This window comes from uncultured Sulfitobacter sp. (assembly GCF_947497275.1).
Classification (GTDB): domain Bacteria; phylum Pseudomonadota; class Alphaproteobacteria; order Rhodobacterales; family Rhodobacteraceae; genus Sulfitobacter.
The window spans coordinates 365,754-378,703 of the sequence record NZ_CANMFS010000002.1 but is presented as its reverse complement, the minus strand read 5'-3'; the positions used below and the strand labels follow the sequence as shown (position 1 = coordinate 378,703).

At 61.5% G+C, this 12,950-nt stretch carries 14 protein-coding genes; 9 read left to right on the top strand and 5 right to left on the bottom strand.

What is annotated here, in order from left to right; all coding sequences use genetic code 11:
* The first annotated feature begins 31 nt into the window (after positions 1-31).
* The 3 genes from Q1A06_RS05800 to kynU are packed head-to-tail and all read left to right on the top strand — an operon-like array spanning position 32 to position 2,973.
* Positions 32-907, top strand: a complete 876-nt coding sequence (locus Q1A06_RS05800) for a hypothetical protein (protein WP_299559885.1) — start codon at positions 32-34, stop codon at positions 905-907.
* A gap of 47 nt (positions 908-954) precedes the next feature.
* Complete coding sequence (locus Q1A06_RS05795) at positions 955-1,782, top strand: tryptophan 2,3-dioxygenase family protein (RefSeq protein ID WP_299559882.1); 828 nt, start codon at positions 955-957, stop codon at positions 1,780-1,782.
* Positions 1,783-2,973 carry a kynureninase gene (kynU, locus tag Q1A06_RS05790; RefSeq protein ID WP_299559879.1) on the top strand — a complete coding sequence of 397 codons (1,191 nt, stop codon included), beginning with the start codon at positions 1,783-1,785 and terminating at the stop codon, positions 2,971-2,973. It begins immediately after the preceding gene.
* A 65-nt stretch (positions 2,974-3,038) separates the two neighbouring features.
* Here the strand turns inward: kynU and Q1A06_RS05785 are convergent, their stop codons facing one another.
* From Q1A06_RS05785 to Q1A06_RS05775, 3 genes are read right to left on the bottom strand one after another with little or no spacing between them, the layout of a single operon-like run.
* Positions 3,039-3,833, bottom strand: a complete 795-nt coding sequence (locus Q1A06_RS05785) for a metal ABC transporter permease (protein WP_299559876.1) — start codon at positions 3,831-3,833, stop codon at positions 3,039-3,041.
* Positions 3,833-4,561: a metal ABC transporter ATP-binding protein gene (locus tag Q1A06_RS05780; protein ID WP_299559873.1), complete on the bottom strand. Its 729-nt coding sequence runs from the start codon at positions 4,559-4,561 to the stop codon at positions 3,833-3,835. The genes Q1A06_RS05785 and Q1A06_RS05780 overlap by 1 nt, the downstream gene beginning before the upstream one ends.
* The gene (locus Q1A06_RS05775; protein ID WP_299559870.1) at positions 4,561-5,043 is read right to left on the bottom strand and encodes a transcriptional repressor; all 483 of its coding nucleotides are present in this window, start codon (positions 5,041-5,043) and stop codon (positions 4,561-4,563) included. Before Q1A06_RS05775 ends, Q1A06_RS05780 begins: the two co-directional genes overlap by 1 nt.
* A gap of 90 nt (positions 5,044-5,133) precedes the next feature.
* Here Q1A06_RS05775 and Q1A06_RS05770 point away from each other — a divergent pair, with 90 nt between their 5' ends.
* Positions 5,134-6,156: a zinc ABC transporter substrate-binding protein gene (locus tag Q1A06_RS05770; RefSeq protein WP_299559867.1), complete on the top strand. Its 1,023-nt coding sequence runs from the start codon at positions 5,134-5,136 to the stop codon at positions 6,154-6,156.
* A gap of 75 nt (positions 6,157-6,231) precedes the next feature.
* On the opposite strand, the gene Q1A06_RS05765 is transcribed toward Q1A06_RS05770, so the two are convergent.
* Positions 6,232-8,262, bottom strand: coding sequence for a PhoX family phosphatase (locus Q1A06_RS05765; RefSeq protein WP_299559864.1), 2,031 nt, complete (start codon positions 8,260-8,262; stop codon positions 6,232-6,234).
* A gap of 56 nt (positions 8,263-8,318) precedes the next feature.
* On the bottom strand, positions 8,319-9,542 hold the full coding sequence (locus tag Q1A06_RS05760) for an FAD-binding domain-containing protein (RefSeq protein ID WP_299559861.1): 1,224 nt from the start codon (positions 9,540-9,542) through the stop codon (positions 8,319-8,321).
* A gap of 170 nt (positions 9,543-9,712) precedes the next feature.
* Between Q1A06_RS05760 and Q1A06_RS05755 the strand changes: the two genes are divergently transcribed.
* The 5 genes from Q1A06_RS05755 to Q1A06_RS05735 all read left to right on the top strand — a co-directional run bounded on the left by Q1A06_RS05755 (position 9,713) and on the right by Q1A06_RS05735 (position 12,914).
* On the top strand, positions 9,713-10,354 hold the full coding sequence (locus tag Q1A06_RS05755) for an ATP-dependent Clp protease proteolytic subunit (RefSeq protein WP_299559858.1): 642 nt from the start codon (positions 9,713-9,715) through the stop codon (positions 10,352-10,354).
* Between the two features lie 140 nt (positions 10,355-10,494).
* A complete protein-coding gene (gene clpX / locus Q1A06_RS05750) occupies positions 10,495-11,760 on the top strand; it encodes an ATP-dependent Clp protease ATP-binding subunit ClpX (RefSeq protein WP_299559855.1) in 1,266 nt (421 codons plus the stop codon).
* Positions 11,761-11,783: 23 nt separating this feature from the next.
* Complete coding sequence (locus Q1A06_RS05745; protein WP_299559853.1) at positions 11,784-12,383, top strand: class I SAM-dependent methyltransferase; 600 nt, start codon at positions 11,784-11,786, stop codon at positions 12,381-12,383.
* Between the two features lie 19 nt (positions 12,384-12,402).
* Complete coding sequence (locus tag Q1A06_RS05740; protein ID WP_299559851.1) at positions 12,403-12,555, top strand: hypothetical protein; 153 nt, start codon at positions 12,403-12,405, stop codon at positions 12,553-12,555.
* Positions 12,552-12,914, top strand: coding sequence for a Rid family hydrolase (locus tag Q1A06_RS05735; RefSeq protein WP_299559848.1), 363 nt, complete (start codon positions 12,552-12,554; stop codon positions 12,912-12,914). Before Q1A06_RS05740 ends, Q1A06_RS05735 begins: the two co-directional genes overlap by 4 nt.
* The last annotated feature ends 36 nt before the right edge of the window (positions 12,915-12,950 follow it).

The following is a 12,950-nucleotide window of genomic DNA, read 5'->3' as shown; positions in this document are numbered from 1 at the left end:
CTGCGCGGCATGGAAATATTGGCGGAATAGAATGAAACTGGTCCTACACGCAGGTGTGCATTTTACCGAAGAAGACCGCCTTATGAAGTGTTTGCTTCGCAATGCGGAGGATTTCTCAGCGCAGGGAGTGTCGGTTCCCGGTCCGAGCAAATATCGCGGAATTCTGCGCGACACGCTGAACGCGATGGTCAGCACGCCGGCAACGCAGGGCGCGCGCGAGGTGTTGATTGATGCGATTCTCGATGATGAGAAAGCGACGCGGGTGATCCTGTCGGACCCGAATTTCTTCCGCACGCCGAAGACGGCGGTGCAGCAGGGGGTGCTCTATCCTGCCGCACCGGTCCGGATGAAGCGAATGAAACAGATATTTGCCACCGATGACGTTGAAATCTTCATCGGTATCCGCAATCCCGCGACGCTTTTGCCGATTCTGCACAGCAAATCCTCCGCGCCCGAACCGGACGCCTTCTGGGGCGGGCGCGATCCGCGCGAGGTGCGGTGGTCTGAAACAATTGCCTCGCTGCGCGAAGCGGTGCCCGACACGCCTCTGACGGTCTGGTGCAACGAGGACACGCCGCTGATCTGGGCGCATGTGATCCGCCAGATGGCCGGATTGCCCGACGATCAGAAGATCATCGGGGGATTTGACCTGCTGAGCGCGATCATGAGCGCGGAAGGCATGAAACGCTTTCGGGCGTATCTCAAGGATCATCCGGTGATGACCGAGCACCAGAAGCGTCGTGCAATCGCCGCGTTTCTGGACAAATACGCGCTGGAAGAAGAGGTCGAGGAAGAACTGGACATGCCAGGCTGGACCGAGGACCTTGTCACGGAGATGACCGACATCTACGACGAGGATGTGGCAGCGATCGACTCGATCCCCGGTGTGCGGGTCCTGATGGCCTGATGCCGCGACACGGAAATGGCAGGCTGTAAGCCAAGCAAGGGAGCGCCATGAGTGAATTCGAGACGGCATCGACAGGGGCAAAAATGGATTTTGCCGAGGATATGTCCTATGGCGACTACCTGCGACTGGACCCCATTCTCGATGCACAGCACCCACTGTCCACTGCGCACGACGAAATGCTGTTCATCGTTCAGCATCAGACGTCCGAGTTGTGGATGCGGTTGGCCATTCACGAGCTTGAGGCGGCGCGCGATGCGATGCTGAATGACGATTTGCCGCCCGCGTTCAAGATGCTGTCACGGGTGGCGCGGATTTTCGAACAGCTCAATTCGGCCTGGGACGTACTGCGCACCATGACCCCCAGCGAATACACAGCTTTCCGGCCCTCGCTTGGTAATTCCAGCGGATTTCAATCCCACCAGTACAGATTAATCGAATACATCCTCGGCAACCGGGTCAGCGCGCTGATGCAGCTTCACAAACACCGCCCCGAAGCCTATGCGCGCCTGCGGGCGGAACTGGAACAACCGAGCCTCTACCAGGTTGCGATTGGTCTGCTGTGCGCGCGTTTCGACCACGCACCGCTGGCGGGTGCGCCGCAGGCGCAGGACTGGACCGCCGACCGCGCCGTGCAGGACCTGTGGCAAAAGGTCTACGAGGATCCGCGCGCGCATTGGGAGCTTTATGAACTGGCGGAAAAACTGGTCGATCTCGAAGACTATTTCCGCCGCTGGCGTTTCAATCACGTCACTACCGTCGAGCGGATCATCGGGTTCAAGCGCGGCACTGGCGGTACGGCAGGTGTCTCGTATCTGCGCAAGATGCTGGACGTAGAACTTTTTCCCGAGTTGTGGCATGTCAGAGGAGCCTTGTAAGTGTCTCATATTCTTAAGAAGGAAGCTTTTGTCATTCCCGAAGGGGTGATCTATCTGGATGGCAACTCGCTGGGGCCGATGCCGCGCGGCGTGGCGGCGCGCGTCCAGTCCATGCTGGAAGACGAGTGGGGTGGCATGCTGATCCGGGGATGGAACGGTGCGGGCTGGATGGACCAGCCGTCGCGCGTGGGCGATATGGTGGGCCGGATCATCGGCGCGCCTGTGGGGTCCGTCGTGATGGGCGACACACTTTCGATCAAGGTGTTTCAGGCGCTGGCCTCTGCGGTCAAGCTTAACCCGGAGCGACGTGTAATTCTCAGTGATACGGGCAATTTCCCTTCTGATTTGTATATGGCCGAAGGGCTGGTCGGGCTGCTGGAGCAGGGGTACGAACTGCGCACTGTTGCGCCGGAAGAGGTGCTGAGTGCGATAGACGACTCTATTGCTGCGGTGATGCTGACCGAAGTCGATTACCGCACCGGCCGCAAGCACGACATGAAACCCGTGACGCAGGCAGTGCAGGCGGCGGGCTGTATCATGATCTGGGATCTGGCGCACTCCGCCGGGGCCATCGAGGTCGATCTGTGGGAGGCGAACTGCGAGTTTGCGGTTGGCTGTACATATAAGTACCTCAACGGCGGTCCGGGCGCGCCGGCGTTTATCTATGTCCGTCCGGATCTGGCGGATCATGTGCAACCGGCGCTCAGCGGTTGGCTAGGCCACCGCGCGCCCTTTGCCTTCGATCTCGACTACCGGCCCGGCGCGGGGATCGAGCGGATGCGTGTCGGCACGCCTCCGGTAATTCAGTTGACGGCACTGGAAGTCGCGATGGAGTTGTGGGACGGCGTCGACATGCAGGAGCTGCGCGCGGAATCGCTCAAACTGCAAGAGCAGTTCATCGCCGAGGTCGAACGGGACATTCCACAACTGACATTGGCAAGCCCGCGCGACACGTCGCTGCGCGGCTCGCAGGTGTCGTTCCGCTTTGCCGAAGGGTATGCCGCAATGCAGGCGCTGATCGATCGGGGTGTCATCGGTGATTTCCGCGCGCCCGATATCATGCGGTTCGGGTTCACGCCGATGTACCTGGACGCAGGTGATGTAAGCAGTGCCGTTGCGATCCTCGCGGATGTGATGCACAACGATCTATGGGATCAGGATACTTACAAAACGCGCTCTAAAGTGACGTGATAATCTATGAAAATCATGGATTTGCGCCTCGAACTTTAATCATTGCATGAAGTTTGATCGGCCATTCACCCTTGCTTGAACACCGGTGACAGTGCCGCCGTTAGCGCAAAGAACGCTGCGGCGCAGGAGACGATGCTGGGTCCGGCGGGAGTGTCGAAGTGAAATGCGCCCGCGAGCCCGCCGAGCGCGGACAATCCGCCGATAAGCATTGCCCAGCCTGCCATCGCTTCGGGTGTGCGTGCCAGGGGGCGGGCGCTGGCGGCGGGAATGATCAACATCGCGGCGATCAAAAGAGCGCCCACCACCTTGATCGCGACTGCGACGGTCAGCGCAAGGGCAAGGGTGAGGATCACCTGTTCGCGCCGTGGAGAAATCCCGCTGGCGCTCGCCAGATCGGGCGAAAGCGTGGACGTCAGGAGCGCCTGCCACCGCCAGACCAGCAGCGCCGTGACCAGCGCGGCCCCTGTCCAGATCACCGCAAGATCACGGGCGGTTACGGCCAGTATCTCTCCGAACAGATAAGCCTCCAGATCAATCCGCACGCCCTTGATGAAAGACACTGCCACCAGCCCCAGCGCCAGTGAAGCGTGTGCAAGAACCCCCAACAGCGCGTCCGAACTGACACGCCGCCCCGCCAACGCGGACACGATGAGCGCCATCGCAAGAGCCGTGGCGAGAACGCCGGCGAATACCGGCAGATCGGTGGCCAGCGCCAGCGCGACACCAAGGATCGCCGCATGGCTGGTGGCATCGCCGAAATAGGCCATCCGGCGCCAGACGACAAAACACCCCAGCGGCGCCGCTGCAAATGCCACGCCAAGACCCGCCAAACCCGCGCGCACGAGAAAATCATCAAACATCAAGAGGCCCGTTCGTGGTTGTGGTGATCATGGTCGTGTTGGTGGCGATATAGTGCGAGCGCCCCCTGCGTTCCGGTACCGAACAGCGCCCGGTACTCCGGAGCATCCGCCACCACTTGCGGTGTTCCCTCGCAGCAAATGTGCCCGTTCAAGCATAAAACCCTGTCCGAGGCGGCCATGACCACGTGCAAGTCATGGCTGACCATCAGCACCGCGCACCCGCGCGCCTGCCGCACCGCCTCGATCTGCCGGTAAAAACGCGCCGCACCGGGCTGGTCCAGCCCTTGCGTCGCTTCGTCGAGGATCAGGATATCGGGATCGTGCAACAGCGCCCGCGCCAGCAGAACGCGCTGGAACTGGCCACCCGACAGATCGCGCAACTGGCGCGTGGCCAGATCGGTCACGCCGGCATCGGACAGGGCCTGCGCCGTCCGGGCGGGCGACACCCGGCGCGGCAGGTTGAGAAAGCGTGCGACAGTCAGCGGCAGCGTCGCGTCGATGGCAAGGCTTTGCGGCACGTACCCGATGCGCAGATCCGGCGCGCGTGTCACATGGCCCGCGACAGGCCGGATGGCACCGATCAGGGCGCGCAACAGCGAGGATTTACCCGATCCGTTAGGGCCGACGATGGTGACGATCTCGCCGCGCGCGACGGCGAAATTGACGTCGCGCAGAACCGTCTGTCCGCCATAGCTGAGAGTCAGGCCAGTGGTTTCGAGCAGCGCCATCAGACGGCGCTTTCGTGACAGGCGGGGCACAGCCCTTCGGCCTCGACGACCGTCCGCTCGATGGTAAAGCCGGCAGCCCGCGCCGCATCGCCCAGCCGCCCGCGCGCCGGCGCGGTATCGGCTTCGGCGACATTGTGACAGGTGCGGCAAATGAGGAACGCAGGTGCGTGATCTTCGCCGGGACGCGTGCAGGCGATATAGGCGTTCAGTGCCTCGATCTTGTGGGCGAACCCGGCCTTGACCAGAAAATCGAGAGCGCGGTAGGCGACCGGGGGCTGTGCGCCCAGACCAGCGGCTGCCAGCTGCGCCAGTACATCATAGGCCCCCAACGCACGGTGCTCTGCCAGCAGGATTTCGAGCGCACGCCGCCGAACCGGCGTAAAACGCAAACCGGACGCTGCGCAATGCGCTTCGGCGCGGGTCAGGGTGCTTTTTATACACGCCGTGTGATCGTGGTCCTGGAAACCGATCGGGTTCGACATCAGTGTTTCTCCGTGTGATCGCAAGTGCCATATTGATATGTTATAACATTCGGAGTAGCAAGGGGCCGACTCAAAAAGGAGACTGTCGATATGCGCACCCTCGCTACAACCATTTTCTGTCTGGCAACCCCGGCTTTTGCCGATGTTCCGAACGTCGTGACGGACATCGCACCGGTGCGCAGCATCGTAAGCCAGATTATGGCAGGTGCCGGGGACCCGGCGCAAATCATCCCGGCGGGGGCCTCGCCGCACGGTTATTCCATGCGTCCTTCCGAGGCGCAGGCGCTGTCGAAGGCTGATCTGATCGTTTGGGTCGGGCCGGGGCTGACTGGTTGGCTCGAGGCGCCGCTGGTCAATCTTGCTCCCGATGCCGAGCAGATGATCCTGATGGATGTGCCGGGGGTGGTACAGCTTGGCTTCCGGGAGCGGGCGCTTTTTGCACCGCACGCGCACGGGCATCACGAAGGTGAATCCGAGGACGCGGAGCATGACGATCATGAAAATCACGCGGAGCATGATGATCATGACGATCACGCGGACGATGAAGGGCATGAGGATCATGACGATCTTGCGGATCACGACGGGCATGAAGATCACGCGGATCATGCAACCGATCCTCACGTTTGGCTCGATCCGCGCAACGTGCAGGTATGGGCCGAAGCAATCGCCCGACACCTTGCCACACTCGATCCTGAACGGGCGGATCTTTACCGCAGCAACGCCGCCACGTTGATCGAACAGCTTGAATCGCTGGAGGAAGAGATCGACTCGATGTTGGCACCCGTGCGTGCGCAACCGTATCTCGTGCTGCACGACGGCTACCATTATTTCGAGGCGCGCTTTGACATCGAGGCGCGCGGCTCCGTTTTTCTAGGTGATGGCAGAAGCCCCGGACCCGCACGGCTTCAGGCCCTGCGCGAGGCGATTGCGGCGTCGCCCGTGGTCTGCGCATTTGCCGAGCCGCAGATGGACACGGCCCTTCTGACAACGGCGACCGAAGGCAGTGCAGTACGCATTGCGACGCTTGACCCCTTGGGGACCGATGACACGTCCTATGCGGATCTGATGCGCGGGATCGCGGATAGCCTGTTGGCGTGCCTTTCTGAGGAGTGACGCCAAGCGCGCGACAGGGGCCGCATCGCGCGGCGCCTGTCCTTTACCGCCGGTCGTTGACGGCAGTTCCGAGGATCACACGGCGATCTTGCCGCCGCCCTGTTTGGTGATCACCACCACAGCGGGGCGGGGCGGCATGGCCGGATCGAAATCTGGCCAGCGGGTCGCGGGATCTTCGAAGGTCGAGTCCCGTGCGAACCCTTCCAGATCCTTCGTGCCGTCGGTGCCGGGGTGTTGTACTGCCACAAACAAAGTTTCGGCATCCGCAGTGAAGTAGGGGCCGCACATCTCGCCGCCCACCGGGCAGCGAAAAAACAGCTTCGATGTACCGCGTGCCGCGCCTTCCGTTTCGAGCGCATAAAGCCCGTCGGATTTTCCTGTCTGGCCCCAGTTGCCACCTTGATCGGTCGACACCCACAACCGTCCGTCCGCGTCGATGGCGGCGTTGTCCGGTGCGGCGAACCAGCCGTTCTCGGACGTTTCGGGATTCCACAGCGCGCCGACCTGCGCCACCGACGGATCGCCGCACTGCACCAGCACCGACCATGTTCCGGTTTCGGCCCCATGATCGCCGCCGGTTTCCTTGATCTCGATGATATGACCAAAGACATTGTCCGCGCGGGCGTTTGCCGCGTCGGTCTGGTCGGGCTTGCGCTTGGAGTTGTTGGTGAGCATCACGAAAGTCGTCCCGTCACCGCGCGGCTGGGCGTCTTCGGGGCGGTCCATGGGGGTGGCACCCAGCAGATCCGCCGCGAGCCGCGTGTCGATCACGACGTCTCCCTGATCCTCGAACCCGTTTTCCGCCGTCAGCGGACCTTCGCCGTGGACGAGCGGCAACCAGGTCATCGTGCCGTCAGCATCAAAGCGCGCAACGTAAAGCGTGCCGTCTGAGAGCAGCCTGGAATTTGCGGCGCGGTCGTCGCCAACCGTCCCGTCGGAGACATATTTGTACAGGTAATCGAACCGATTGTCGTCGCCCGAATAGATCACCAGCCGCCCGTCGGCGGACAGTGTCGTTTCGCATCCTTCATGCCGGAACCGTCCAAGGGCAGTATGCTTCACCGGCATCGCGTCGGGCGCGAGGGGATCGACCTCGACGATCCAGCCAAAGCGGTTCGGCTCGTTTGGCGCAACGTCCAGGTTGAAGCGGTCGTGATGTTGACCCCAAGCGTACCACATCCCCGGTACGCCGTAACGTGCGTGACGCGTCGCTTCGCGGGGCGCCAGGCCGGAAAGATCGGGCTTGCCTTCGCTGTCCAGCGTATTTGTCCAGAAGTAGCCGTGGAAATTCTCCTCGGCCATCAGATACGTGCCCCAGGGGGTCATGCCGCCCGCACAGTTGTTCAGTGTGCCGATGATGGTCATTCCGTCGGGATCGGCGTCGGTTTTCATACGCCGGTGTCCCGCTGCGGGGCCGCTGACGGTCATGCGGGTATCAAGCGGCGTGATGCGCCGGTTGTATCTGCTGTTGCGTTCGACGCGCCATGTGCCGGTGGTTTCCTTTTCGATCTCGACGACGGTGCCGCCGTGGGCGGCCATCTCTATGTCGATCAACTCCGGCGTCATGCCGGAGAAAGCCACCTTGTCCTGCCGACCCAAACGGGGAAACATGACCTCTTCGTTGGTGTATTCGTGGTTCACGCACAATAAGCCGCGCGTGCCGTCCGCGGTGAGCGGTGTAAAGCCTACGTAGTCGTTGTTGTAGCCGAATTGCTGAAGCTGGGCGGCTGCCGTCTGGTTCATCACGTCGAATTCCGGGGCGTCCGCCATCACCGGATCGCCCCAGCGCAGCAGAATCTCGGCATCATACCCTTCGGCCACATGGTGCGTCGTGTCGTTGCCCCATTCCAGTTCCGTAAAGTTGTACCGCGTGGTGCCCTGCGCCTTGGATTGACGAGGCGCGCTCAGCGCGGCAGCCCCGAACAATGCGGTGGTCGCAGTGACGCCAAGCGCACCCCGAAGCACGGAACGGCGGGCGTACCGCTCACTTACGATATCGCCCAATGTGCTGCGCAGATTTGGATTGGTCGGGATGTCGTCGAACGCCTCGAACGCCTCGGCCTTGTTGCCGATCATCGGGTCGTCGAGGATGTCTTTGCGGGTCATGCCATGCTCCTGAATGGGTGTCGTCGGGCGCACGCTAGGTTGGTTCTGTCACAGATTTATGACGGATCGGGGGCCGCCGTTCCGCGCATGAAACGGTCCAGCAGTTCGGGGATATGTTTGCGAAACCTAAAAAATCCCGCCGTCGCCAGCGGCCAGGCGGCGGAATCGATGTCGCGGCGGATCTCATGCACCGGCACCGCCCCGTCCCGCTGGCGGTATCGGGCAATCACATCACGCGTCGCACCGACGGGCGCATGCGGTGCAACGATATGATCCAGCCTGTTTTCGCGCACCCAATGCACCAGTGCCTGAATGTCGCGCAGGATGTCGGTGCCGGGGTTCACGTCCTGCGCCATAGCGTCGCGGAAATCGGCGATATGAGGGGCAATGCACCACGGGCTTTGCCGGGCTGCCGTGTCCAGATAAGCGGACGTTACCGGGGTAAGATCGAGATGAGCAAGAAGCCGGCCTGCCGATATATCATCGCTGTGCAGCAGCAGGCCCATACGGGCACCGGGAGTGGGCCGGTAGCGGGCTAATGCCATGATCGGCTGGCGGTCGGGCGCATCCGGTGCCGCCACGGGAACAGCCGTGGGACTTAGCCCGTGTACGTCCGCAAAGCGTCCATCGCTGTATTCGGCGATGTTGTCGGGGTCGGCGAGATAGGTCTTGCCTCGGGTCTGGATGCCTGCGACCCAGCGCCAGCTCAGCGTGTTGACAGCGGCGTCTCCATCCAGGAGGTGCCGCAGGAAGAAGTTTGCGCCAAGCTGCCAGGGCAGTTCGAGCGTGAAAATCCAGATTGATGCGAACCACATCCGTGCATGGTTGTGCAGATAGCCGGTCCGCACCAGTTCGTGCGCCCATGCGTCGAAGGGCGCGATGCCAGTTTTTCCCAAGCAGGCCGTTTCCCATCTGTTGCGCAGCCCCGACTGGGTCTGCACGTCATTGTGAAGCTGCGTGAGATCAGTGCGGTAGTGGGCCCAGACGGTGGGCCGCTGTTCCAGCCAGCCTTTCCAGTAGGTGCGCCACCAGACCTCCGTCAGAAATTTCTCGGCCGTGTCCCCGTCCATATGTTCCAGCACGGCGCGCGATACGTCAGCCTCGTCCAGCACTTTGAGACGCAGGTAGGGCGACAGGGTCGAAACGCGCGTGTGCCGTACCGGACCGAAATCGAAATTACGGTTCCGGGCGTAGGATTCGCCCGCTTTCGGAGCAAAATCAGCAAGCCGCGCGCGGGCGGCGGCAGCGGTGGGCGGGAACTGGCCAAGCGCGTTTTCCATGGCGGGCAGATAGGACGGACGCCCCGGCGATCAATGCTGCCGGATGCCGATTGCCGTTGCCCGTACGACAGCCGCCCAGCCCCCCTTGAAGGTCCGGGAAGGCGGGACTAATCTCTCCTAAACAGTTTCGCGGGTATGGTCCCGCCGATTGAATTACAGAGGCCAGCAATATGCACGATCCCGTCGAAACCTATATGAATCTTGTGCCCATGGTGGTGGAACAGACCAGCCGTGGTGAGCGCGCCTACGATATCTTCTCTCGGCTTCTCAAGGAACGGATCGTGTTTATCAACGGCCCGATCCACAGCGGGATGAGCCATCTGGTGGTCGCGCAGCTGCTGCACCTCGAATCCGAAAACCCGTCCAAGGAAATCAGTATGTACATCAACTCGCCCGGCGGCGAGGTGTCGGCGGGTCTGTCGATCTACGACACGATGCAGTACATCCGGCCCAAGGTCTCGACGCTGATCTGCGGTATGGCGGCTTCGATGGGGTCGGTGATCGCGGTAGGCGGCGAGAAGGGGATGCGGTTCGCACTGCCCAACTCCGAAGTGATGATCCACCAGCCTTCCGGCGGCTCTCAGGGAATGGCGGCGGATATCCTCATTTCGGCGCGCCACATCGAGCAGACGCGCGAGCGGATGTACCAGCTGTATGTCAAGCACACCGGGCAGGATTACGACACGGTGCAAAAGGCGCTGGATCGCGACAAGTGGTTGACACCGGAAGAAGCCAAGGACTGGGGCCACATCGACGAAATCGTCGAGAATCGCGGAAAATCCGACGATTCCGACACCAAGAAGGGCAAGTAGGTCACATCAATCCGCGCTCCGGATTTGCGATTGCAGGACCGGAGTGGGTGACCTAGACTATCGGGCAAGCCAATTCAGCGTAGCGCCAACCGGGGCGCCGCGACCCGAAATTTTCACGATCTAGACCTGAAAGGGTTCACATGGCCAATTCGACCAGCGGCGACAGCAAGAACACCCTTTACTGCAGCTTTTGCGGCAAGAGCCAGCACGAGGTGCGCAAACTGATCGCGGGTCCGACCGTGTTCATCTGCGACGAATGCGTCGAGCTATGCATGGACATTATCCGTGAGGAAACAAAGGCTTCTGGCCTCAAGGCAACCGATGGGGTGCCGACCCCGAAAGACATCTGCGAAGTGCTCGACGACTACGTGATCGGGCAGGCGATGGCTAAACGGGTGCTGTCGGTGGCGGTACACAACCACTACAAGCGCCTCAACCATGCCCAGAAGGGCGGCGATATCGAACTGGCGAAATCCAATATCCTGCTGATCGGCCCCACCGGCTGCGGCAAGACGCTGTTGGCACAGACACTGGCGCGGATCCTCGATGTGCCGTTCACCATGGCCGATGCGACCACGTTGACCGAAGCAGGGTACGTGGGCGAGGATGTGGAGAACATCATTCTCAAACTGTTGCAGGCATCGGAATACAACGTCGAACGCGCGCAGCGCGGCATCGTCTACATCGACGAGGTCGACAAGATCACCCGCAAGTCCGAAAATCCTTCGATCACCCGCGATGTGTCGGGCGAGGGCGTACAGCAGGCATTGCTCAAGCTGATGGAAGGCACCGTGGCCTCCGTACCGCCACAGGGCGGGCGTAAGCATCCGCAGCAGGAGTTTCTGCAAGTCGACACCACCAATATCCTGTTTATCTGCGGTGGTGCCTTCGCCGGTCTGGACAAGATCATTGCGGCACGTGGCAAAGGCTCCGCGATGGGGTTCGGTGCAGACGTGCGTGACAATGACGCACGCGGCGTCGGAGAGATCTTTACCGATCTCGAACCGGAAGATCTGCTGAAGTTCGGGCTGATCCCGGAATTCGTCGGTCGTCTGCCGGTTTTGGCCACGCTCGAGGATCTGGATGAGGACGCGCTTGTCACGATCCTGACGCAGCCGAAGAATGCGCTGGTGAAACAGTACCAGCGCCTGTTCGAGCTGGAAGATACGCAGCTGACTTTCACCGACGATGCGCTTAGCGCCATCTCCAAACGCGCCATCGAGCGCAAGACCGGTGCGCGAGGCCTGCGTTCGATTCTTGAGGATATCCTGCTCGACACCATGTTTGAATTGCCCGGGCTGGACAGCGTGACCGAGGTCGTCGTCAACGAGGAAGCGGCAACATCGGCGGCCAAGCCATTGATGATCCACGCGGAAGCGGAGAAAGAGCCGGCTACGGCTGGTTAAACCATGGGGCGCATATCGCGTGCGTGAAATATGGGCTGGCCGCACCGGTGCCGGCCCGTATCATCCGCCACACCCCCCATCTTGACGGTGCCGGCGCGCCGCCTTCCACGACCAATTTCGCCGGCGGCGGTGGATCCGTGAAGGTGGGCAACCGGCAAGCGCGATTGATCAAGGCCCGCACGGCGCCGAACGCGCAGACGCGGTTTCTGGATCTGGGCGCAGGCATCGGCAGGCTTGCCGTGGCATTGCAGCACGAGTTCCGGCGCTCACCGCATGATGATGGGCTGGAGATCGTGCGTTTCGGGACCGAATGGTGCCGCAGGCGGCTTGCGTTGCTGTTTCATCACACGGATCTGTTCAATAGTTTCTCTAATCCATTCGGCCGGATCGATCCGGAAGACTACGCATTTCCTTTCGTCAAAGGCAGCTTCGATTTGATCTTCGCGACATCGGTTCTGGCCCGTCTGGATACCGATACGATCAAGCATTATCTTGCCGAGGCCGCGCGCTGCCTTGCGACCGGTGGGACGTTCTATTTCACCTATTACCGGATGCGCGATGCTCTCTGCCCCAATGCGACCGACAGCTTTCATCACTCCCTGGTGCGGATGGGCGCAAAGTGAGCCCGAGCCGGAAATGGTTGTGGCGCTTGAGCCTGCGTGGGTACACAAGGCCGCACGGGAGGCGGGATTTGAGATGGGTGCGGAATTTGCGGGCAGCTGGGCCGGAGAGACAGCAGATGATTTTCAGGATGCGATACTGTTGCGCATCCTCCAACAGGAGATGACAGGATGAGACGGATTTCTTCCGGCGGTGAGTTCGAAGAGAAACTCGGCTACTGCCGCGCCGTTGTCGCGGGCGGCTTCGTGCACGTCGCGGGCACCGTGGGGCAGGGCGATGATGTGGTCGCGCAGTGCCGCGATGCGTTGCGCATCATCGCAGCGGCGCTGGCGGAGACTGGTACGTCTTTCGCGGATGTGGTGCGGGTGACCTATATGCTAGCGGACCGGACCGAATTCGCGCCCTGCTGGCCACTGCTGGCAGAGACCTTCGGGGCGAATCCTCCCGCGGCGACCATGATCGAATGCGGCTTGATTGATCCCAAGTACCGGATCGAGATCGAGGTCACGGCGCTTCTGCCTGCCCAACTGTGACTGGACGTTTTCGCGTCAATAGGTCATATCAGAGCT

Bases quoted from the DNA above. Each gene is read 5' to 3' on its own strand.
- Q1A06_RS05735 (WP_299559848.1), top strand. From the start codon at position 12,552: ATGAGACGGATTTCTTCCGGCGGTGAGTTCGAAGAGAAACTCGGCTAC.
- Q1A06_RS05765 (WP_299559864.1), bottom strand. From the start codon at position 8,262: ATGACCCGCAAAGACATCCTCGACGACCCGATGATCGGCAACAAGGCC.
- Q1A06_RS05770 (WP_299559867.1), top strand. From the start codon at position 5,134: ATGCGCACCCTCGCTACAACCATTTTCTGTCTGGCAACCCCGGCTTTT.
- Q1A06_RS05800 (WP_299559885.1), top strand. From the start codon at position 32: ATGAAACTGGTCCTACACGCAGGTGTGCATTTTACCGAAGAAGACCGC.
- clpX (WP_299559855.1), top strand. From the start codon at position 10,495: ATGGCCAATTCGACCAGCGGCGACAGCAAGAACACCCTTTACTGCAGC.
- Q1A06_RS05780 (WP_299559873.1), bottom strand. From the start codon at position 4,561: ATGGCGCTGCTCGAAACCACTGGCCTGACTCTCAGCTATGGCGGACAG.
- Q1A06_RS05760 (WP_299559861.1), bottom strand. From the start codon at position 9,542: ATGGAAAACGCGCTTGGCCAGTTCCCGCCCACCGCTGCCGCCGCCCGC.
- Q1A06_RS05775 (WP_299559870.1), bottom strand. From the start codon at position 5,043: ATGTCGAACCCGATCGGTTTCCAGGACCACGATCACACGGCGTGTATA.
- Q1A06_RS05755 (WP_299559858.1), top strand. From the start codon at position 9,713: ATGCACGATCCCGTCGAAACCTATATGAATCTTGTGCCCATGGTGGTG.
- Q1A06_RS05785 (WP_299559876.1), bottom strand. From the start codon at position 3,833: ATGTTTGATGATTTTCTCGTGCGCGCGGGTTTGGCGGGTCTTGGCGTG.
- Q1A06_RS05795 (WP_299559882.1), top strand. From the start codon at position 955: ATGAGTGAATTCGAGACGGCATCGACAGGGGCAAAAATGGATTTTGCC.